Annotated in this window: 19 protein-coding genes; 8 read left to right on the top strand and 11 right to left on the bottom strand. The window is 66.9% G+C overall.

Annotated features, from left to right (window positions below; translation table 11 throughout):
- The first annotated feature begins 20 nt into the window (after positions 1–20).
- Positions 21–791: a polyphosphate kinase 2 family protein gene (locus tag GGR47_RS15800; protein ID WP_147034997.1), complete on the top strand. Its 771-nt coding sequence runs from the start codon at positions 21–23 to the stop codon at positions 789–791.
- Positions 792–1,211: 420 nt separating this feature from the next.
- On the opposite strand, the gene GGR47_RS15795 is transcribed toward GGR47_RS15800, so the two are convergent.
- From GGR47_RS15795 to GGR47_RS15785, 3 genes are read right to left on the bottom strand one after another with little or no spacing between them, the layout of a single operon-like run.
- A complete protein-coding gene (locus GGR47_RS15795; protein WP_147034998.1) occupies positions 1,212–2,585 on the bottom strand; it encodes a glutamate--cysteine ligase in 1,374 nt (457 codons plus the stop codon).
- 45 nt (positions 2,586–2,630) lie between these two features.
- Positions 2,631–3,371 carry a 16S rRNA (uracil(1498)-N(3))-methyltransferase gene (locus tag GGR47_RS15790; RefSeq protein ID WP_147034999.1) on the bottom strand — a complete coding sequence of 247 codons (741 nt, stop codon included), beginning with the start codon at positions 3,369–3,371 and terminating at the stop codon, positions 2,631–2,633.
- Positions 3,368–3,616 (bottom strand): hypothetical protein, encoded by a 249-nt coding sequence (locus tag GGR47_RS15785; RefSeq protein ID WP_147035000.1) that lies wholly within the window; start codon positions 3,614–3,616, stop codon positions 3,368–3,370. The genes GGR47_RS15790 and GGR47_RS15785 overlap by 4 nt, the downstream gene beginning before the upstream one ends.
- A gap of 74 nt (positions 3,617–3,690) precedes the next feature.
- Here GGR47_RS15785 and ubiA point away from each other — a divergent pair, with 74 nt between their 5' ends.
- The 4 genes from ubiA (at position 3,691) to GGR47_RS15765 (ending at position 7,059) form a co-directional block, all read left to right on the top strand.
- Positions 3,691–4,611 (top strand): 4-hydroxybenzoate octaprenyltransferase, encoded by a 921-nt coding sequence (ubiA, locus tag GGR47_RS15780; RefSeq protein ID WP_147035001.1) that lies wholly within the window; start codon positions 3,691–3,693, stop codon positions 4,609–4,611.
- A 49-nt stretch (positions 4,612–4,660) separates the two neighbouring features.
- Entirely contained in the window at positions 4,661–6,010 is a 1,350-nt protein-coding gene (locus tag GGR47_RS15775; protein WP_147035002.1) for a TldD/PmbA family protein, read from the top strand.
- Positions 6,003–6,791: a 3'(2'),5'-bisphosphate nucleotidase CysQ gene (locus GGR47_RS15770; protein ID WP_147035003.1), complete on the top strand. Its 789-nt coding sequence runs from the start codon at positions 6,003–6,005 to the stop codon at positions 6,789–6,791. The genes GGR47_RS15775 and GGR47_RS15770 overlap by 8 nt, the downstream gene beginning before the upstream one ends.
- Before the next feature lie 121 nt (positions 6,792–6,912).
- A complete protein-coding gene (locus GGR47_RS15765) occupies positions 6,913–7,059 on the top strand; it encodes a lmo0937 family membrane protein (protein ID WP_017978775.1) in 147 nt (48 codons plus the stop codon).
- A 37-nt stretch (positions 7,060–7,096) separates the two neighbouring features.
- On the opposite strand, the gene GGR47_RS15760 is transcribed toward GGR47_RS15765, so the two are convergent.
- From GGR47_RS15760 to ligA, 4 genes are all read right to left on the bottom strand, one after another.
- The gene (locus GGR47_RS15760; RefSeq protein ID WP_017978776.1) at positions 7,097–7,894 is read right to left on the bottom strand and encodes a LytR/AlgR family response regulator transcription factor; all 798 of its coding nucleotides are present in this window, start codon (positions 7,892–7,894) and stop codon (positions 7,097–7,099) included.
- Positions 7,891–9,003, bottom strand: a complete 1,113-nt coding sequence (locus GGR47_RS15755) for a sensor histidine kinase (protein WP_147035004.1) — start codon at positions 9,001–9,003, stop codon at positions 7,891–7,893. The genes GGR47_RS15760 and GGR47_RS15755 overlap by 4 nt, the downstream gene beginning before the upstream one ends.
- A 107-nt stretch (positions 9,004–9,110) precedes the next feature.
- The gene (locus GGR47_RS15750) at positions 9,111–11,966 is read right to left on the bottom strand and encodes a TonB-dependent receptor (protein WP_147035030.1); all 2,856 of its coding nucleotides are present in this window, start codon (positions 11,964–11,966) and stop codon (positions 9,111–9,113) included.
- A 178-nt stretch (positions 11,967–12,144) separates the two neighbouring features.
- Entirely contained in the window at positions 12,145–14,280 is a 2,136-nt protein-coding gene (gene ligA / locus GGR47_RS15745; protein WP_147035005.1) for an NAD-dependent DNA ligase LigA, read from the bottom strand.
- 165 nt (positions 14,281–14,445) lie between these two features.
- Here ligA and GGR47_RS15740 point away from each other — a divergent pair, with 165 nt between their 5' ends.
- On the top strand, positions 14,446–15,420 hold the full coding sequence (locus GGR47_RS15740) for an SDR family oxidoreductase (protein ID WP_147035006.1): 975 nt from the start codon (positions 14,446–14,448) through the stop codon (positions 15,418–15,420).
- 29 nt (positions 15,421–15,449) lie between these two features.
- Here GGR47_RS15740 and recN read toward each other — a convergent pair whose 3' ends face one another.
- Positions 15,450–17,108, bottom strand: coding sequence for a DNA repair protein RecN (gene recN / locus GGR47_RS15735; protein ID WP_147035007.1), 1,659 nt, complete (start codon positions 17,106–17,108; stop codon positions 15,450–15,452).
- Positions 17,109–17,187: 79 nt separating this feature from the next.
- The gene (locus GGR47_RS15730; RefSeq protein ID WP_147035008.1) at positions 17,188–18,156 is read right to left on the bottom strand and encodes an outer membrane protein assembly factor BamD; all 969 of its coding nucleotides are present in this window, start codon (positions 18,154–18,156) and stop codon (positions 17,188–17,190) included.
- Between the two features lie 89 nt (positions 18,157–18,245).
- Here GGR47_RS15730 and GGR47_RS15725 point away from each other — a divergent pair, with 89 nt between their 5' ends.
- Both GGR47_RS15725 and GGR47_RS15720 read left to right on the top strand, forming a co-directional pair.
- Positions 18,246–19,070, top strand: coding sequence for a class I mannose-6-phosphate isomerase (locus GGR47_RS15725; protein WP_147035009.1), 825 nt, complete (start codon positions 18,246–18,248; stop codon positions 19,068–19,070).
- 58 nt (positions 19,071–19,128) lie between these two features.
- On the top strand, positions 19,129–20,322 hold the full coding sequence (locus GGR47_RS15720; RefSeq protein ID WP_147035010.1) for a glycosyltransferase: 1,194 nt from the start codon (positions 19,129–19,131) through the stop codon (positions 20,320–20,322).
- Here GGR47_RS15720 and GGR47_RS15715 read toward each other — a convergent pair.
- Positions 20,304–20,672 (bottom strand): MTH938/NDUFAF3 family protein, encoded by a 369-nt coding sequence (locus tag GGR47_RS15715; protein ID WP_244304943.1) that lies wholly within the window; start codon positions 20,670–20,672, stop codon positions 20,304–20,306. The two genes, GGR47_RS15720 and GGR47_RS15715, sit on opposite strands and share 19 nt — an antisense overlap.
- Positions 20,673–20,682: 10 nt before the next feature.
- Complete coding sequence (gene secF, locus GGR47_RS15710) at positions 20,683–21,657, bottom strand: protein translocase subunit SecF (RefSeq protein ID WP_018250758.1); 975 nt, start codon at positions 21,655–21,657, stop codon at positions 20,683–20,685.
- Positions 21,658–21,667: the final 10 nt, after the last annotated feature.

Here is a 21,667-nt window from a genome sequence, read left to right as displayed (position 1 = left end):
GCGATAGGACGGACCGACGCATGATCGACCTGCGCGATTACGACAAGAAGCAGGCCTATAAGGGCCATTACAAGCGCGACCTCGCCGCGCTGCAGGAGCGGCTGGAGCAGATCCTCGTCGCCCATATCGTCCATGGCCGCCGCGCCGTCGTGATGCTGGAAGGCTGGGACGCGGCGGGCAAGGGCGGCATCATCCAGCGGCTGACCGCGGAATGGGACCCGCGCTATTTCGAAGTCTATCCGATCGCCGCGCCGAGTGCGGAGGAAAAGGCGCATGATTTCCTGTGGCGCTTCCAGACCCGCCTGCCCAAGCCGGGCAACATCATCGTCTTCGACCGCAGCTGGTACGGCCGTGTGCTGGTCGAGCGGGTCGAGGGCTTTGCCAGCGAGGCCGAATGGCGCGCGGGCTATGACGCGATCAATGCGTTCGAGGCGGAACTGGCCGAGAGCGGCACCACACTGGTCAAGCTGTTCGTCCAGGTGTCGCAGAAGGAACAGGACAAGAGGCTGGAGGCGCGGCTGGACGATCCGTGGAAGCGGTGGAAGACGGGGATGGAGGATTATCGCAACCGCGCCAAACGCGAGGAGTATCTTGCCGCGATGCACGACATGTTCGCCCGCACCGACACGGGCGGCGCGCCCTGGACGGTGATCAACGGCAACGACAAGAAGGCGGCGCGCATTCACGCGCTGACGGAGGTCGCCGACCAGCTCGAAGCTGCGGTGGATATGACGCCGCCGCCTCTCGATGCCGAACTGGAGCGTGTCGCGCGGGCCGCGTTGGGGCGGTAGGCGCGCGCTTTTGGGGCGGATCGACATTCACCGTCGTGATGGATTTTTCGACGAGCGGAAAGACCCGAGGAAAAAAGGGTTTTGTTCGCGCGGAGGCGCGGAGGACGCGGAGGTGTCACGCGCGTGGCAGCGCTTCGCCTTGACCTCGGCCGAGATAGACAGGCCGCTCACGCGGCAAACGCGACACCTCTGCGTCCTCCGCGCCTCTGCGCGAACCGTCTTCTCTTCACCTCTTCGTATCTTGGCGTGAACGAATGTCGATCGGTCCTAGCAATTCCTCCCCCGCCAGGGAGAGGTGGCATGCCATAGGCATGGCGGAGGGGGCGGACACGAAACCGATGTGTTTCTTTCCTCCCCCTCCGTCACCGCTGCGCGGCGCCACCTCCCCCTGGCGGGGGAGGAATGGTCAGTCGATCCGTTTTAAAAGCTTGCCTCATCGTACACGCGGGCGAGGTCGCCTGCCCAGGCGCCGTTGTAGCGATCGAGCAATACCTGCGCGGGCACTTTGCCGCTCCGGACCACTTCGCGCAGCGGATCGAGGAAGCCGGTTTCGTTTTCGCCGATGCCGTTAATCCGCGCGCGCGCGGCGAGGCCGGCGTGGGCGATGTCGAGCACGGTGCCGGCGATATCGGCCAGCCGTCCGCCACCCGGCAGCGGCGCGTCGAGCGCCATCCGCGGCACTGCGTCGCGCAGCGCCTGTCGTTCGGCGAGGCTCCAGTCCTTCACCACGTCCCACGCCGCATCGAGCGCGGCATCGTCGTAGAGCAGGCCGACCCAGAAAGCGGGCAGGGCGCAGATACGGCCCCACGGACCACCATCGGCCCCGCGCATTTCGAGGAAGGTCTTCAATCGCACTTCGGGGAAGGCGGTGGACAGATGATCATTCCAGTCGTCCAGCGTCGGCTTTTCACCAGGGAGGACGCTAAGCTCGCCCTTCAGGAAGTCGCGGAACGACAGGCCGGCGGCATCGATGTAGCGACCGTCGCGGTAGACGAAGTACATCGGCACATCGAGCATATAGTCGGCGTAGCGTTCGTACCCGAAGCCGTCTTCGAACACGAAGGGCAGCATGCCGGTGCGGGCGGGATCGGTGTCCGACCAGATATGGCTGCGATACGACAGGAAGCCGTTGGGCTTGCCATCGGTGAAGGGCGAATTGGCGAACAGCGCGGTCGCGAGCGGCTGGAGCGCCAGCCCGACGCGGAACTTCTTAGCCATGTCGGCTTCCGACGCATAGTCGAGGTTCACCTGGATCGTGCAGGTGCGCAGCATCATGTCGAGGCCCATGCTGCCGACGCGCGGCATGTGGCGCAGCATGATCGCATAGCGGCCCTTGGGCATGATCGGGAGCTGGTCGCGCGTCTTGTCGGGCCACATGCCGAGGCCGAGGAAGCCGATGCCGAGCTTCTCACCCGCGGCCTTCACCTGATCCAGGTGGCGGCCGGTTTCGGCACAGGTCTGGTGCAGGTTGTCGAGTGGTGCGCCCGACAGTTCGAACTGGCCGGCGGGTTCCAGGCTGACGCTGCCGTCCGCGCCGGTGAGGGCGATAAGGTTTCCGCCTTCCTCAACGGGTTGCCAGCCATATTGCTGAAGCTCTGTCAGGAGTGCGCGGATGCCGCCGGGCTCGCCCCAGCTCGGCGCGTGATGGTCGGTCGTGCTGTAAACGAACTTCTCGTGTTCGGTGCCGATCCGCCACCGTTCGCGCGGCTTTTCCCCGCGGGCGAAACTCGCGATCAGCTGCTCGCGCGACTCGATGAGGGGTGAGCCCTCGGCGATAACGGTCTTGGTCGTCATGGCGCGCCCTTACGCGGGGATGAACAGCGACGCCAGCAAGCTTTGCTACCAGTCGCCCGCAGCCGCCATCCATAATGCGACCGCCGCGGCCGCGGCCGTGTCGGCACGCAGGATGCGGGGCCCCAGGCTGATGCCAATCGCTTGAGAATGTTCGCGTATCATCGCGCGTTCGGCATCCGTGAAACCGCCTTCCGGACCGATCAGGATCGCGGCTGGGCCGGGATGCGCCCGCATCGCCGCGACGGCGGGATCGCCGCCTGCCTCGTCCGCGAAGAACAAGGTGCGCGTCGCTGGCCAGTCGCGCAGCAAAGCGGCGAGCTTCACGGGCTCATCGACCGCGGGCAGAGCGGTGCGGGCGCATTGCTCTGCCGCCTCGATCATGTGTGCGCGCAGGCGATCGGTCTTCAGCTTGTCGACGATGGTGCGCGCGGTGACGACGGGGACCAACCGGTCCACCCCAAGCTCGCAGGCCTTTTCGGCGAGCCAGTCGATCCGCCCTTTCTTGAGCGGCGCAGCGCACAGCCATAGATCGGGCACCGGCTCCCGCTCGCGCAAACGTGTCGACACGTCGACGGTCAGGTCGCGGCGCCCGACCTGCACTGCGGTCGCCAGCCATTCCCCCGTGACGTCGTCGAACAGCTTCACCGGATCGCCCGGCGCGGTCCGCATCACCGATAAGAGATAATGCGCCGCCGGCCCGTCGATGCGCAGCGGGCCGGGCGCGAGGGGCTGCTCGACGAACAGGCGGGGGGTGGATTGCGGCGGCCAGGCGGGCGTTGCGGTCATGGTCGATGCTCGGATGGGGCCTTCAGGCGCTTCTGCCGCGCCCAGATTTTGCGGGCGACGATCGCGACGAGCAGCGCGCCCACCGCGATCGCGACGACGACGACGGTCACCACGCCCGCGACGCGCAGGATCGCCCAGAACAGCGCCTCGACGAAGCGGCCGACCGCGACCGACAGGCCGATCATCGGTCGTTCCGGCGGGGGCAGGAGGGGCGGGTAGCGTCCATCGCGGACGATCTGCCGCATCTTCGCGGCGATAGCGAGGCAAAAGCCCGGGAACGGCCTTGCCCGCGGGCGGTGTCGCGCGGCAAAGGCGGAGCATGGCCGCGCATCCCCCCACCGATATCGTCCCCGACAGCGAACATCGCGGTCTGGTCGGCCGCCTGCCGCCCCGTGCGCGGGGACTGGCGCTGCTGGCCCGGCTCGACCGGCCGATCGGCTGGTGGCTGTTGTTCTGGCCGGGTGCGTGGGCGATCGCGCTCGCGGGGGGCGGGATCGCGCGCTGGCCGCTGCTGCTGTGGTTCCTTGCCGGCAGCATTGCGATGCGCGGTGCGGGCTGCGTGTACAACGACATCGTCGATCGCGACCTCGACGCGCAGGTGGCGCGCACGCGGGCGCGGCCGATCCCGAGCGGGCTGGTGTCGGTGCGGCTCGCCTGGGTGTGGCTGGTCGCACTGTGTCTGGTCGGGCTGGTGGTGCTGCTCCAGCTCGGCACGCTGGCCAAGATCGTCGCGTTGGCGAGCCTGGCGCCCGTGGCGGCCTATCCGTTCATGAAGCGGATCACCTGGTGGCCGCAGGCGTGGCTGGGCCTCGTGTTTTCCTGGGCGGCACTGGTCGGCTGGGCGGAGGTGGCGGGTGCGCTGTCGACACCGCTGTGGCTGCTCTACGCCGGCTGTATCGCCTGGGTGATCGGTTATGACACGATCTATGCGCTGCAGGATCGCGAGGACGATGCGCTGATCGGCGTGCGCTCGTCGGCCCTGCGGATGGGGGCGCGGGTGCGATCGGGGACGGCCGGCTTCTACCTGCTGGCGGTGCTGTGCTGGGCAGGGGCGATTGGGCTGGTGCATGCCGATCCGCTCGCGTTGGCCGCGTTGGTGCCCGTCGCGCTGCATCTCGGCTGGCAGGTGACGACGCTGGTGCCGGACGATGGCGGCAATGCCTTGGCGCGCTTTCGCAGCAACCGCTTTGCGGGGTTGCTGATGTTCCTCGCCTGTCTGGTCGTCGGATCGACCGCCTGAGCTGCCGTCGGGCCTAGCATCGCGCCCGCCCCGCCCCTAATTGGGGGCGATGCTGACTCCCGATCAAGCGCGTGACCGCGCCGCCGATATCGTTTCCCGCGCCGTTCGGGCGGGGGCGGATGCCGCGGACGCGGTCTTTGCCGCGGATGCCTCGACCGACGTGGGCGTGCGGCTGGGCGCATTGGAGGATCTGGGTCGGTCGGAAAGCGAAGAGCTGGGGCTGCGGGTCTTCGTCGGCCGGCGCTCGGCGAGCGTCTCGACGTCCGACCTGTCCGCCGACGCGCTGGGCGCGCTGGTGGAGCGTGCGGTGGCGATGGCGCGCGAGGCGCCGGAGGATCGCTGGGCGGGCCTCGCGCCGCAGGAGCGGTTGATGCACGGGGCGCCGCCTCTGCTCGATCTCGACGATGGCGGCGACATTTCGCCTGCCGATCTGCGGGCCTGGGCCGAGGAGGCCGAGGACGCGGCACGCAGCGTTGCGGGCGTTAGCAACAGCGAGGGCGGCGGCGCGGCCGCGTCGCGATCCGTCTGGGGTCTGGCGACCAGCCATGGCTTTGCCGGCGCCTATGCCACGACCACCTATAGCCTGTCGGCAAGCGTGCTGGCCGGCGACGTCGCGAGCGGCATGCAGCGCGATTACGCCCATCACGCAGCGCGCAAGCGGGCGCATCTCGAGACGCCGGAGGCGATCGGCCGGCGCGCCGGGGAGCGTGCCGTCGCCCGGATCAACCCCGGCCGCCTCGCCAGCGGTGCGATGCCGGTCGTGCTCGATCCGCGCGTCGGCTCGTCGCTGCTCGGCCATCTCACCGGCGCGATTGCCGGCCAGGCGATCGCACGGCGGACCAGTTTTCTGCTCGACGCGCTGGGGACGCGCGTGTTCGCCGACGGCGTCACCATCTGCGACGATCCGCATCGCCCGCACGGGCTGCGGTCGCGCCCCTTCGACGGTGAAGGGCTGCCGGTATCGCCGACCGCGATCATTGCGGACGGTATGCTGGAGACCTGGCTGCTCGACAGCGGATCGGCGCGGCAACTGGGGCTGGAGCCGACCGGCCATGCCGCGCGCGGCGTCGGCGGATCGCCCGGCGTCTCGCCCAGCAATCTGTACATGCAGGCCGGTGTGATCCCGGTCGAGACGCTGATCGGCGACATTGCCGATGGCGTCTATATCACGGAGCTGATCGGCCAGGGGGTGAACTCCGTCACGGGCGATTACAGCCGGGGCGCGTCCGGCTTCCGCATCGTCGACGGGGCGATTGCCGGGCCGGTCGCCGAATTCACGATTGCGGGCAATCTAAAGGACATGTTCCTCAACATGACGCCCGCGAGCGACCTCGAATTTCGCTATGGCATCAACGTGCCGACGTTGCGGATCGACGGGATGACGATCGCGAGTGGCTGATCCGGCGTTCGACCTGACGGCGGCCGTCGCCCAGATCGCGCACGAGGCGGGGCAGATGGCGCTTGCCCGCTGGCGGACCGATTTCCGCCGCTGGGAGAAGACACCGGGTAGCCCGGTGTGCGAGGTCGATCTCGACGTCGATCGTATGTTGCGCGCGCGCTTGGAGGGGCTGCTGCCTGACGCTGGTTGGCTGTCGGAGGAGACGGTGGACAATACCGACCGGCTGGCGCGCGAGGCGGTGTGGGTCGTCGATCCGATCGACGGGACCCGCGATTATATCCGCGGACGCGAGGGCTGGGCGGTCTCGGTCGCGCTGGTGCGCAACGGCGAGGTGGTGCTGGGAGTGCTCGATGCACCGGCGCGCCGCGAACGCTGGACCGCGACGCGCGGGCAGGGGGCGTGGCGCAACGGCGTGGCCCTGCACGCCGGTACGCGATCCGCTTTGTCCGGTGCGCGTGTGCCCACCGATGCACTGCCGAAGATCGATCGGCATTTGACGATCGTCCACAAGCCCAATTCGATTGCGCTGCGGATGGCAATGGTGGCGGCGGACGAGGCTGACCTCGTCGCGACGCTGCGCTGGGGCAACGAATGGGATATCGCGGCCGCGGCGGTGATCGCGGGCGAGGCGGGCGCGGGGGTGAGCGACGCGCTGGGTGGGCCGCTCCGCTATAACAAGCCCGATCCGACCGCCTTCGGCGTGATGGTTGCTGCACCGGGCATCCATGACGAGGCGCTCGCGTGGATCAAGCCACGGGCGGAGGCCGCCTCGATTCGCTGACGGCGCATCGTAAGCGCCTCACAAACAATCACTCTTCGGACATAACGGAACCGGTATCGCCTGCGTAACGTTTTGTTGCTGACGCCGGGCGCTGGGCTCGGCGAAGAGAGGGATGCCAATCATGTTGTGGACGATCGCCGTAATCCTGCTGATCCTGTGGCTGCTGGGCTTCTCGCTCCACATCGCCGGCGGTCTGATCCACATCCTGCTGGTCATCGCGATCATCGTCGGCCTGATCCAGCTCTTCACCGGCCGCCGCGCTTTATAAGATCGATCGGGGGCGGCAGCGGCCGCCCCCGCTTTCGTTAGTGGACGAAGCGCGCGACGACGTCGCGATAGCTGCGGCTGACCTTCACGCTGGCGCCCGAATCGAGCACCAGGAAGCATTCGCCGTTGGTGTGCGGCTTCACCTGTTTGACGAGATCGAGGTTGACGATCGTCGAGCGATGGACGCGCTGGAAGCGGCGCGGATCGAGCCGCTTTTCCAGATCCTTCATCGTCTCGCGCAGGATCAGGTTCCGGTCGCCGGTGTAGATCACCATATAGTCGCCTGCCGCGTCGATCCGCTCGATCGTGTCGACGTCGACGCGGAAGATCTGGCCCTGATCCTTGATGTTGATGAGCTTCTCGTAGCGATTGGCCGACAGGTCGCCCGCGTCGGCGATATCGGCGGCCGCCTCGGGCGCATGCTCGGCGAGCACCTCCTTCAGCTTCTCCACCTCCTCGACGCCGCGCTTCTCGCTAAGCCTTTGCCGCACCCGTTCGATCGTGTCGGCAAGACGCGATTCCTCGACGGGCTTCATCAGATAATCGACCGCCTGCGCCTCGAACGCCCGCAGCGCGTGGTCGCTATAGGCGGTGACGAACACGAACAAAGGCGGCTCGACCTCCATCAGGCCCTGCACGACCGAAAAGCCATCGAAACCAGGCATCTGGATATCGAGGAAGACGAGGTCGGGCTTGTGCGTCTTGATCGCCCGGATCGCCTCGCGCCCGTTCGAGCACTTTTCGATGATCTCGATGTCTTCATGCGCCTGGAGCCGGAGCTCCAATCCCTGGATCGCGAGCGGTTCGTCGTCCACCAGGATGGTTCTGATCGTCATGCGGCCTCTCTACTCACATCGTCGAGCTGGAAGGGAATTTCGATTTCCACCGAAAACCCGCCAGCCGGCGCGGTACGCGTCTCAAAACGGTGATCCGGGCCGTAGGCCTGGACCAGCCGCTCCCTAATATTGGGGAGACCCACGCCGGTTGAAAGGCTTGGCATCGCACGACCCTCCTGCAAACCCGGCCCCGTGTCGGATACGCCGATCTGCACGCGATCCCCGGCGAGCCGCGCGCGGATGCAGATTTCGGCTCCCTGCTCCTGCGTGCTGACGGCATATTTAATCGCGTTCTCGACCAAGGGTTGCAGCAGCAGCGAAGGCAGGCGGGCGCGTTCGGCACGCGGATCGACGTCGAACACCGGGCGCAGGCGATCCTCGAACCGCATCTTTTCGATCTCGAGATATAGCTTCAGCGTCTCGACCTCTTGCAGCACGGTGACGTGCGCAGTCGGTTCGTTGGCCAGCGTGTAGCGCAGGAAGGACGACAGCCGGCTCAGCATCGCATTGGCCCGCTCGGTTTGCTTGAGCAGTACCAGCGTCGAGATGGAATTGAGCGTGTTGAACAGGAAGTGCGGGTTGAGCTGATAGCGCAGCATCGCGAGCTGCGCCGACGATGCCTGACTTTCCAGATGCTGCATCTGGTCGATCTGATCCTCGACGATCAGGTAGAAGTTGATGCCGAAGTACAGCGCAGACCAGCCGAACAGCGCGGTGAAGGCGACGTAGAAGGCAACGACCATGCGCGGCAGCGTGACGCCCGGCTGGCCGTTCTGGATCAGCGACCAGGTGAAGGCATCGACGAAGGTCGAGAAGATCGTCGCGACCACGAAGGCGAGGATCGTCAGGATCAGCCCGCTGACCCGCGGCAAGCGCCGGAAATAGCCGTAGAAGGTCGAGAGCAGCAACGTGACGCAATAGCCGACGATCGCCTCGACGATCACGGGAATGATCGTGTCGAGCGACAGGTTGGTGAGCGTCGAGGCGCCGCGCAGCAGCAGATAGCCGGTCCAGCCGACCGCCTGCAGCGTCCAGAAGGCGCGGCTCTTGTTCTCGAAGAAGGGGCGCACGTTGAGCGCCGGGCGGTTGGGGGCGGGAAGGGTCGCCATATAGCCGGCGTCTCTACACGCGTGCGCACCGCCGTGCAAAACAGAAGGGCCGCCGCTCCGATGATGGAGCGACGGCCCTGTCCGTCAGACCGTGTCGGTCAGGTCGATCAGAAGGCGGTGTTCACCGACATGATGAACGCGCGCGGGCTGCCGATCTGCACGAACGGGATGGTGTTGTTGTAGGTCAGCGTCGAACCGCCGTTGAAGCCGCCGACGTAGAACTTGTTGAACGCGTTGACGACGTTCAGCTGCAGGTAGGTCTTGTTCTTGCCGCCGATGCCGACCCAGTCGAGCGCCAGACGGGCGTCGAAGTCGACGACCGTGTAGCCCGGCGCCGTGGCGCCCCACGTCTGGACCAGGATGCCGCGCGTGCCGGTGTAGGTGGCGGGCACGTCGTTCACGGTCGGGCAAACGTTGTTCACAAGCGACACGGTGCAGCCGAAGTTCGGCAGGTTCTGGTCGTTGACGTAACGACGGCCGGTCCGCTTCGCCTGGACGCCCAGTTCGAGCGGGCCCAGCGTCGCCTGGATACGACCACCGAAGGTGTAGACCGGAGCACCGGATTCACGCTTGCCGGCGGTCTGCGCCAGGATCGGGGCGCCAGCGACCGTGCAGTTGTTGGTCGTGTTGGCAGCGGTCAGCGTCTGCGGGCAGCGGCCGATCTCGACGTTCGTCTTGATCTCCGACTTCAGATACGAACCGTAGGCGTAGAACAGCAGTTCGCGGATCGGACGATACGAGATGCTGCCGTCGATGCCATACTTATCGACGCGACCCAGGTTGCGATAGATCGTCTGCTGCGTGTCGATGTCGTAGGCGCTCGCCAGACGGTTCTGGAAGCGGGTGTACCACGGGCCCAGCGACGCCTGGATGCGGCTGGAGGTGTAACGGATGCCTGCGTCGAAGTTGTCCGTCGTCTCTGGCTTCGGGTTCGCAGGGGTGGTGTTCTGCGGATAGTAGAACGCCTGATACAGGTTATCCGTGCCCGGGACCTGAATACCCTTCGAATAGTTGCCGAAGATGCTGACCGCGTCAGTGACTTCGTAGGTCAGGCCGCCTGCCGGCAGGATGCGGTCATACTTGTAGACCCGGTTCTGCGGCGCGGCATAGCCGGTCACGGTCGGAACCGCCGTGGTGCCGCCCACGACATACGGGAAGGCTGCGGCATAGGCCGCGTTCTGCGCACCCGAAGCGATACAGTCGACGTTGCCGCCGGCCGACGTGGTGAAGCAATAGTTGGTCAGGTCGCGCTTGAACCACTTGCCGGTCACCGACGCTTCGACGCGCAGCTTGCTGTCGAAGAAGTTGCCGATGTACTGCGCGAAGCCCTGGTTCAGGATCGCCTTCGAGAACCGGTTACGCTTCTGCAGGACGCCGCCGCTGATGGCGAGGATGCCGTTGTTGACCGGGAAGACGTCGAACGGCTTGCCGTTCGCCTGCAGGAAGCCCAGCTCGCCGGTCTGCTTGTGACGGCCGTAATCGAGCGTGTAGCCGACGCGGATGCTCTGCGTGTCCGAGAAATTGTAGCGCAGCGATGCGATCACGCCGTAGCGGTTGGTGATCGTCTGGCTGGGGGCCAGCAGGGTCACGCCATTGCTCGACGTCGCGCTGGTGCAGGACACAGCGCCGGTCGTGGCGTTGGTCTGCAGGGCGCACGTGTCGAGAACGTCACCATCGCCGTTCAGGTCGCGGCCGAAATAATACTGGTTGCCGATATAGCCATAGATCGGCGTCGTGACGGCGGGCAGACCCGATGTCGACGTACCACGCACCCAGCCGCCTTCACGCGCGGTCACGGTGCCGCCGCCGTTGGCCTTCGTGTACTGATACGACGGATCGACGAACAGCGTCAGCTTGTCGCTGAGCGAGAAGCGCGAGTTGACGCGAATGTTAGCGGTGTTCGACGGGTTGTAGCGCTCGTCGAAGCTGCTGCCGCAGGCGCTGCCGTTGTTCGAATTGCCCGGCGCGTTGACGATCGCGGGCTGGTCGGCGACGCCGGCCTGCGCCACGTCGATCTGACACCGCGCAACCGAATAGGGTAGCTCGTCGCGGCTGCGCGGAAAGCGGTTCAGGCTGCCGGTGCCTGCGGTGCGGGCAACGCCGGTCACCAGCGTCGGGGCGGCAGCGTTCGCGCCGGTTCCACCGGTCGAGGTGTATACGAAATCTTCGTTCCGCAGCGGCGCCGAACCGAAGAAGTTGTTGCGGTTCTGGTTGTAGTGGCCCGAAACCGAGATAAAGTCCTTGCCGCTGCCGATTGGCTGATAGATCTTGGCGTTGTACTGCTGCTTGTTGATGCGGCCGAAGTTGTTGAACACGACGTCATTGGTCGCGCTCGAACCCGAGAACCAGGCCTTGGTGCCCCAGGGGGTGAACACGCCGGTGTTGACCAGGCCGAAGACGCGGAAGAACTTATAGTCGCCGATCGAGCCGACCATGCGCGCACCGAATTCGTCGGTGGGGATCAGCGTGCGGTAGTTGACGGTCGAGCCCGAAGCCGATGCGGTGGGCGAGTCGGGGTCGGTCGAGCCGAGGTTGACGTTGACCTGCTCGATCAGCTCGGGGTCCAGCTGCTGGTTCGAATAGATGGCATAGTTGCCGGTGTCGTTCAGCGGAATGCCGTCGAACGTCTGGCTGATGCGGCTGCTGTCGAACCCGCGGATGGTGAGCGTACCGCCCGCCGAACCGAACGGATCGTTGTTCTGGAAGCTGACGCCCGGCAGCTGGTTGATGATGTCGTTGATCGTCTGGCCAGGGGTCTGGTGCGAGATGAATGTCTGGTTGAGGACCTGCTTGTTCTTCGACGTGTTCGGAATATCCACGCCGCCGACGCCGGGTTCGCGCGCGCCGGTGACGACGATGTCACCCGAACCGACGGTGTCGGCTTCGGTCGAACCGGTCGACTGCGCGAAGGCGGCGCCCGGCAGCATGAGCGCGGCGAAGGCAACGCCGCAAGCGAAAGTCATACGCATCTGATCTTGTCCCCTTTGAGCATGGTGCTCTTGGATTCGCGGCTCGTGTTTTTTGCCGTTGCCGCGGCCCATGTGAGATCAATATTGCGAGTTTGTGACAATCAAAGGGCAGCGATGATGACCCGCGTCGCTTCGTCCCGCTGCGTTGCAAAAAGGCAACGCCCCCGCTTTGTCATGCGGCCGTTTCGGCAACGATTTCAGCCCATTGCGCTTCGGAGATGACCGCCACGCCCAAGTCCGTCGCCTTCTTGAGTTTCGACCCCGCATCGGCTCCGGCCACCACGAGGTCGGTCTTGGCGGACACGGATCCTGACACGCGCGCGCCCAGTGCCTCGGCCTGCGCCTTGGCTTCGTCGCGACTCAGCGTTTCGAGCTTGCCGGTGAAGACGACGATCTTGCCGCTGACCTGCGAGGCGCGGGTTTCCCACACGACGTCGGCGGGCGTGACCTCGCTGAGCAGGTCGTCGACGACCTCGCGGTTATGCGCCTCGGCGAAGAAATCGAGCAGGGCGTCGGCGACTTCCGGGCCGATCTGGGGCGTGTCGATCGCCGCGACGATCGCACGCTGGCGGCGCAGCTCGAACTTGCGGTCGGGCTCGCCCAGCGCGGGGACGGTGTCGGCCCGGACCTGAAGCGCGGCGTCGATCATCGCGCGGAAGCCGGCCATCGACACCAAGCGGCGGGCGAGATCGCGCGCGGTGATCTCACCGACATGGCGGATGCCCAGCGCGAACAGGAAGCGGTCGAGCGATATGTCACGCCGCGCATCGATCGCGGCGAGCAACTTGTCGACCACCAGCTCGGACATACGCTCGCGCTGGATCAGCGCCTCGCGATGCTGGTGCAGGCGAAAGATGTCTGCAGGCGAGGCGATCAGGCCGTCGCGGAAGAATTCCTCGACCCGGACAAGACCGAGACCGGTAATGTCGAAGGCGTGGCGCGAGACGAAGTGGATCAGGCGTTCCACGCGCTGCGCCGGGCAGATCAGGCCGCCGGTGCAGCGGATGACGACCTCGCCCTCCTCGCGCGTCGCCAGGCTGTCGCATTCGGGGCAGTGATCGGGGAAGATAAAGGGCTCGCGCGGCGTCTCGCGGGTCAGGTTTTCGACGATCTGCGGAATGACGTCGCCAGCGCGTTGCAGGACCACGCGGTCGCCGGGGCGGACGCCCAGCCGCTCGATCTCGTCGGCATTGTGCAGCGTCGCGTTGGTCACGACGACGCCGCCGACCGTCACCGGCTCCAGCCGCGCGACGGGGGTCAGCGCACCGGTGCGACCGACCTGGATGTCGATCTTCTCCAGCGTGGTCTGGGCGCGCTCGGCCGGAAATTTGTGCGCGATCGCCCAACGCGGGGTGCGCCCGACGATCCCCAGCCGCGCCTGCCAGTCGAGCCGATCGACCTTATAGACGACGCCGTCTATGTCGAAGGGCAGGTCGGCGCGCTGCGTCTCGATGCTGCGATAGATGGCTAGTGCCGCCGCGGCATCGGGCACGCGGGCAAAGGCGTCGGCGATGGGAAAGCCCCAGCGGCGCCATGCCTCGACCATGTCATATTGGGTGTCGACCGGCACGTCGCTCGCCTCGCCCCAGCCATGCGCCAGGAAGCGCAAGGGACGTCCGGCGGTGATGGCCGGGTTCTTCTGACGCAGCGATCCGGCGGCGGCGTTGCGCGGATTGGCGAACTGGCGCGCCTCCTTGCCCGTGTCGGCGGCCTCCTGCGCCAGTCGGGCGTTGAGCGCGGCGAAATCGGCCTTGCTCATATAAACCTCGCCGCGCACCTCGAAGACCCGCGGCGCGTCGGCGGGCAGGGCTTGGGGAATGTCGGCAATGGTGCGGACATTCTCGGTCACGTCCTCACCGATGGCGCCGTCACCGCGGGTCAACGCCTGGACCAGCCGCCCGTCGACATAGCGCAGCGAACAGGACAAGCCGTCGATCTTGGGCTCGGCGGTCAGGGTGACCGGCTCGTCCTCGGGAAGTTTGAGATAGCGGCGGACGCGGGCGACGAACTCCTCGACCTCTTCGTCGGTAAAGGCATTGTCGAGGCTGGTCATCGGCCGGGCATGCGGCACCTTGGCCAGATGCGCGGCCGGGGCGGCGCCGACCTTGCGGCTGGGCGAATCGGCGCGGATCAGGTCGGGGAAGGCCGCTTCGATCGCGGTGTTGCGGCGGACCAGCGCGTCATATTGGGCGTCCGAAATCTCGGGCGCGTCATGCGTATGGTAGAGGCTATTGTGGTGCGCGATCTGCGCGGCGAGCGCCTCCAGTTCGGCGGCGGCATCGAGCGGCGTCTGCGGCAGGTCGGTCATGGCTGCGGACTAGGGGACAGAAAGGCGGTCGGGCAAGCGGGGAGTGGAATAGCCCGGATCGACGGCGGTAGATGCTTGATCCGCCGCATGAATTTCCGCCGCGGATGAACCAACCGCGGCCCCCGGCGATTGCGTCTTCATCCATCCGCCATCGAAAGCCGCATCATGACCGATCAGACCAATCGCCGCGATCTGTTCAAGGGCGCCGCCGTCGCTGGCGTCGCCGCCGCTGCGGCCCCGGCCTTCGCGCAAGGCGTCCCGGCGCTCAGCGATCCGCAGACGCGCTACACCAGCCAGCCGTTTCCCGAACAGCGCCAGAAATGGCCGGCGCTGCAACGCGACATGAAGCCGGTGCCCGACAGCGGCGAGCGCAGCTATCGCGGGTCGGGGCGGTTGGCCGGGCGCAAGGCGTTGGTCACGGGCGGCGATTCCGGCATCGGCCGTGCCGCGGTGATCGCCTTCGCGCGCGAGGGCGCCGATGTCGCGATCAATTACTATCCGACCGAGGAGCCCGATGCGCAAGACGTTGCCAAACTGCTGCGGGCCGAAGGGCGCAAGGTGGTGCTGATCCCCGGCGATCTGACCGACGAAAAATTCTGTCGCGACCTGATCGCGCGTGCCAACCGCGAGCTGGGCGGGCTGGATATCCTGGTCAACAATGCGGCGTACCAGCAGTCGAAGGCGTCGATCGCGGAGATCAGCACCGAACAGTTCGACCGGACGATGAAGACCAACGTCTATGCGATGTTCCACCTGTGCAAGGCGGCGATCCCGCTGATGCCGAGGGGTGCGGCGATCATCAATACCGGGTCGGTCAATTCGGTCAATCCGGGCGAAGAGTTGCTCGATTATGCCACGACGAAGGCCGCGATCCTCGTCTTCACCAAGGGATTGGCGAAACAGCTGGGGCCGAAGGGCATCCGCGTGAATATGGTCGCGCCGGGTCCGGTATGGACGCCGCTACAGGTGGCGGGCGGCCAGCTGCCGGGAAAGATGGGCGAGTTTGGGCAGGATACGCCCTTGGGCCGCGCGGGCCAGCCAGCGGAACTGGCAGGGCTGTACGTTGCGCTGGCCGAGGCGGGAAACAGCTTCACCACCGGCAGCGCCTTTGGCGCGAACGGCGGCACCGGCGCGATCTGACATTTCCCCTCCGATGAAGAAGGGTAGGGTCAGGCCGTCTCGAGCAACCGGTCGGCCTGCGCCCGCGCCTCATCGGTGACGGTCGCACCGGACAACATCCGCGCGATCTCTTCGCGTCGTTCGGCCTCGTCGAGCACCCGGACGCCGGTGCGGGTGACGGTGCCGTCGTGGCTCTTGGCGATCAACAGATGCTCGGCACCGCGCGCCGCGACCTGGGGCGAGTGCGTCACCACCAGTAGCTGCGTGTGTTCGGCGAGCCGCGCGAGGCGTTCGCCTATCGCGCTCGCCACCGCACCGCCGACGCCGCGATCGATCTCATCGAAGATCATCGTCGCCGCGCCGCCTTCTTCGGCCAGCGCGACCTTCAGCGCCAGGATGAAGCGCGACAGCTCGCCACCGCTGGCGATCTTGGCGAGCGGGGCGAAGGGCGCGCCGGGGTTGGTCGCGATCTCGAATTCAACACGATCCTTGCCGTGCGCGGACCACCCGTCAGGCCCGACCGACACCACGGTCGTGCGGAAGCGTGCGGCGTCGAGCTTCAACGGCGCGAGTTCGCCCGCGACCGCCGCGTCGAGGCGCTCGGCCGCGGCATGGCGGCGTTGCGACAGGATGTCGGCGGCGGCGTCGTAATCGGCCCGAGCCGCGGCGACGGACGCTTCCAGCAGCGCGATCCCGCCCTCGCCAGCTTCCAGCCGCTCCAATCGGCCGCGCAAATCCTCGGTCAGCGCGGCGAGATCGTCGGGCTGGACGCGATGCTTGCGCGCCATACCGCGCAGTTCGAACAGGCGCGCCTCATCCTCTTCCAGCGCCCGTGGGTCGAAGGCGAGGGCACGGCGCGCCTCGACCAGCTGTTCCTCGGCAGCCGCCGCCTCGATCACCGCGCGATCGATCGCCGCGAGGGCTTCGCCGAGCGCGGGATGATCCTCGGCGATGCGTTCCAGCACCCGCGCTGCCTGGCGCAACTGCGCTAGCCCGCCATTCGATCCTTCGAGATAATCATCGATAGCGGCCAATTCGTCCGCGATCTTTTCGGCGCGCTGCATGCCGCGCCGCTTGTCGGCGAGCGCTTCCTCTTCGCCCGGTTCGGCGGCTAGGGCGCTGAGTTCGCCCACCGCATGTTCCAGCCATTCGCGATCGCGCGCGGCCGTTTCGATCTCGGCCTGCGCCGCGGCGAGCTTTGCCTGCGCGTCTCGCAAACTTGCCCAGGCGCGTGCGGTATCGCCCGGATCGACGCGTCCGAACGCATCGAGCAGCGCGCGATGCCCGCGTGGATTGAGTAGGCCGCGATCGTCGTGCTGGCCGTGAATCTCGACCAGCATCGGCGCGATCTCGCGCAGCAGCGCGACGCCTGCGGGCTGGTTGTTGATGAGCGCGCGACTGCCGCCATCGGCCTTGACGATGCGGCGGACGAGCAACGGTTCGCCCGGCTCCACCTCGACGCCATTCTCTTCCAATAAGGCGCCGAGCGCGCCGACGGGCGGATCGAAGGTCGCGGTGACGATCGCCTGTGCCGCGCCGTGGCGCACCAGACCCGATTCGCCACGCCCCCCCAGCGCCAGCCCGAGGGCATCGAGCAGGATCGACTTGCCCGCACCGGTTTCCCCGGTCAGCACGTCGAGCCCGGCCCCGAATTCGAGGTCAAGCGCCTCGATCAGCACCACATCGCGAATGGACAGCGCGGTCAGCATCGCAGGCGCTATAGCGCGCCCGCGCGGCGATGTTGATCCTTAAATGTTCTCATCGCCGCGATGACGGCCGGGGCGCGGATCAGTTGGTCGGCGTCTCGGTGGTCGGCACCGGCGCGCCGGCCGTGCCGCCGCTCGGGGCGACCGGCGTCGGCGGCGTGGGGGCTTCCGCCTTGGGCTTGGCGGCCTCCAGCTCGCCCGGTTCGGCGAGCTTCTTGGTGCCCGGCGTGTTGGGCGGAATGATCGGCTGGCCGGCGGGAATCGGCGCAGTCGGCGTGAAGGGGTGCTCCTGCATCAGCTTGTACGCATGCGAGTACCAGTCGCTGCCGGGATAGTTGGCGCCGAGCACCGCCGCGGCCTTCTCGGCTTCGCCGCGCAGGCCCAGTTCCAGATAGCATTCGACGAGGCGCATCAGCGCTTCGGGCGTGTGCGTCGTGGTCTGATATTTGTCGATCACGGTGCGGAAGCGCAGCGCGGCGCCCAGCCACTGACCGCGGGTCTCGTAGAACCGCCCGATCTCCATTTCCTTGCCGGCGAGGTGATCGTTGACGAGGTCGATCTTCAGGCGGGCGTCGGAGGCGTAGCGGGTGTTCGGATAGCGGCGGGTCAGTTCGCCCAGTGCGCTCAGCGCCTGGAGCGTGATCTTCTGGTCGCGCGTGACGTCGCGAATCTGTTCGTAATAGCTCAGCGCGATCAGATAATAGGCATAAGGAGCATCGCGGTTGCCGGGGTGGACCGACAGGAAGCGCTGCGCCGACTGGATGCTCGCGGTGTAATCGCGGTCGAGATAATAGCTGAACGCGCTCATCAGCTGCGCGCGGCGGGCCCAGATCGAATAGGGATGCTGGCGCTCGACCTCGTCGAACAGCAGCGCCGCCTCCTTGTAGCGGCCCTGATCCAGCCGCGTCTTCGCGGTGGAATAGAGCGTGCCCACGTCGCGCGCGACATAGGGCAGGTCGGACTTCGCCTTGTTACGGGCGCAACCGGCGACCGGAAGCGCGAGGACGGCGATCATCGCGGCGGCAAGCGCCTTGGACTGTGGGATACGCATCGGCTAAGGCTCTTAGCGTAAGCGCGTGCCAGCGAACAATCCCCTCCGTCGCACGTTGGCGCGCCTGTTACGGACTCGAAAGGACCCTCATGCCTGCTACGTTGCTCCACACCCACCGCGTCGAAAAGCCGTGGGGCCGGCATGACCTGGGGTTCGGCTTTGAGGACGCGCCCAGGGACGGCGAGCCGATCGGCGAAATCTGGTTTCAGGAGCCGGGCGACAGCACGCCTGACCTGCTGATCAAGTATTTGTTCACCGACCACAAATTGTCGGTGCAGGTCCACCCGGACGACGAGCAGGCGCATGCACGCGGCCTGCCGCGCGGCAAGGACGAATGCTGGACGATCCTGGCGGCCCGCCCCGATTCGACGATCGCCCTGGGCCCCAAGCAGCCGATCACCGCGGAGCAACTGCGCACTGACGCACAGGACGGCAGCATCGAGGACGACCTCGACTGGGTGCCGGTGAAGGCCGGCGACTTCTACTACGCCCCCAGCGGCACGATCCACGCGATCGGCGGTGGCCTGACGCTGATCGAGGTGCAGCAGAACAGCGAGACGACCTATCGCCTATACGACTACGGCAGCGACCGGGAACTGCACCTCGACGATGGCGTCGCGGTTTCGCACCTGACCCCGTACCAGCCGATCGTCTCGCCGGGTGCGGCGGGCGAGGGGCGCGACATTCTGGTCGAGGGGCCGAAGTTCGTACTGGAGCGCTGGACCGGCGGCGAACACCAGGTCGCGCTGAAGGACGGTCAGACCGGCTGGCTGCTGCCGATCCGCGGGGCGGGCGAGGTTGCCGGCGTCGCGTTCAAGGCGGGCGAATGCGTCACCGTCACCGGCAGCGAGACGATCGCGAGCAGCGCTGATGCCGACCTGCTGTTCGCCTATCCGGGCACACAGCGCCTCTGATTCGCGGGTGGCGCCGGGTTGGGGAAGCCTTAACCCGGCGCCGTTAGGCCAAGCCGCGATGCTGCGCGTCCTGACCCTGTCGTCCCTGTATCCGGATGCGAACCGGCCGAATTTTGGCGTGTTCGTCGAACGGCAGACGCAGGGGCTGGCGGCCGCGGACGGCGTCGCGGTGCGGGTCATCGCGCCGGTGGGTGTCGCCCCCTGGCCGGTGTCGCGCTTGCGGCAAGGCGAGCGGCTGGCGCTGCCCACGCGCGAAACTTGGCGCGGTGTCGATGTGTACCGGCCGCGTTTTATCGCGATGCCGGGCACCGCCGGTCGTTGGCATGCCCGTATGCTCGTTCGCGCGCTGGTGCCGGTGCTGGATGCCATACGGCACGACTTTCCGTTCGATGTGATCGATACGTCCTTTTTCTTCCCCGATGGGCCGGCCGCGGTGATGCTCGGGCGGCGCTATGGCGTTCCCGTCTCGATCAAGGCGCGCGGGGCGGATATCCACCTTTGGGGACGGTCGGGCCCGACGGCGGCGCAGGTGCGGGAGGCCGGCCGCGCGGCGGACGGTCTACTCGCGGTCAGCGGCGCGATGCGGGACGACATGATCGCGCTCGGCATGCCGGCAGACCGCATCCGCGTGCATCACACAGGCATCGACACGGACGCCTTCCACTCGGCCGATCGGGCCGCTGCCAAGGCCGCGCTGGGCGTCACCGGGCCTCTGGTGTTGTCCTTGGGTGCGCTGATCCCCCGCAAGGGCCACGACATCGTGCTGCGCGCGGTGGCGACGCTACCCGGCGTCACGCTGATGATCGTGGGCGAGGGGGCCGAGCGGGCAAGCCTCACCGCGCTTGCCGCGTCATTGGGGATTGCCGATCGCGTCCGCATCGCGGGCGGCGTGCCCCATCGGGCGCTGCCGGGGGTGATCGCCGCAGCCGACGTCATGGCGCTGGCCTCGCGTTCGGAAGGGCTGGCCAATGCGTGGATCGAGGCGCTCGCCTGCGGCACCCCTGTCGTCATTCCGCCAATCGGCGGTGCGGCGGAGGTGGTAACCTCAGCGGACGCCGGACGGATCGTCGCGCGCACCCCGGAGGCCTTTGCCGCTGCGATAGGGGAGCTGATCGCCGATCCGCATGCACCTGACGCAGTCTCTGCGACGGTGAAGCGCTTTACCTGGCAAGCGAATACCGCGGCGCTGGTCGATCACCTGTCGGCGCTCGCCGCCCACCGGCGCGAGAGGGATCAGGCGTCCAGCGGGTAGAGCGCCGCGCCGATCACGCGGCCCTCGCCGCGTAGCACGCCCCAGGCGCGTGCCGCGGCGCGGCTGTCCATCGCCTCGACGCCGGTTCCGGCATCTTCCAGTGCGCGGACCAGCGCGACCGGCGGTCGGGTCAGCCCGGCGCCCGTGCCGATCAGGATGAACTCCGGCGCGGCGTCGATCAGCGGCTGCAACGCCGCCGTGTCGAGCCGGTCGAGCGGGGGCGGCGTCCATTCGGACGCCGTCTCCACCGTCATCAACAGCGCTCGGAACACCCGCTCGTCGTCGACCCGAAACCCCGAGCCGACGAAGCCGCGAACGATCGGGCCGCCGGCGGCGGCCTCACGGTCCATCCGCACCGCGTCAGCCCTCGCGCGGGCCGACCCGCTCCGCATTGCTGATGCCGCCCTTTGCCGTGCGTTCGCCGGCATTCGGATCGGCGCGCAGGCCGAGCGTGATGAGCAGCGACGACGACACGTAGATCGACGAATAGGTGCCGACGACGATGCCGAGGATCATCGCCGCGGTGAAGCCGCGCAGCACATGGCCGCCGAGCAGCAGCATCGCGATCAGCGCGAGCAGGATCGTGACCGAGGTCATGACGGTACGCGGCAGCGTTTCGTTGACCGACAGGTTGATGATCTCGCGCATCTCCATCTTGCGATAGCGGCGCATGTTTTCGCGAATACGGTCGTCGATCACGATCTTGTCGTTGATCGAATAGCCGATGATCGTCAGCACCGCGGCGATGATGTTCAGGTCGAATTCGAAGCGCGACAGCGCGAAGAAGCCGACCGTCATCAGCAGATCGTGGACGATCGCGACGATCGTCGACACGCCGAACTGCCATTCGAACCGCACGATCGCGAACAGACCGATGCCCAGGATCGCGAGGACGACCGCGAGCACACCGTTGCGGATCAATTCACCCGACACCTTGCTCGACACGGTCGAATAGCGGCTGAATGTCGCGCCCGGGAATGCCTGGCCCAATGCGCCTTCCACCTTCTTGACGACGGCGTTCGTCGCGCCTTCGTCAGCGCCTTCCTGCACGGGCAGGCGGATGGTCAGTGTCTTGGGGTCGCCGAACTGTTGGAGTGCGGCTTCGCCGACGCCCAGGCCGTCGATGACCTGGCGGACCTTGTTCTGGTCGGGCTGCGTCGGGAACTTCTCTTCGATCATCAGGCCGCCGACGAAATCGACGCCGAAGTTGAGGCCCTTCACCACCGTCAGCCCCACCGCGAGCAGGCTCAGCGCGAGCGTCAGCCCAAATGCCCAGCCGCGCAGGCGGACGAAGTCGATGTTGGTGTTGTCGGGTACGATTTTCAGGAGGCGCATGAGGTGTCCT

The sequence above is a fragment of the Sphingomonas aquatilis genome (genome assembly GCF_014196115.1).
GTDB lineage: Bacteria > Pseudomonadota > Alphaproteobacteria > Sphingomonadales > Sphingomonadaceae > Sphingomonas > Sphingomonas aquatilis.
Note: the sequence above shows the minus strand (reverse complement) of the source record. Positions and strands in the feature narration are given on the sequence as shown.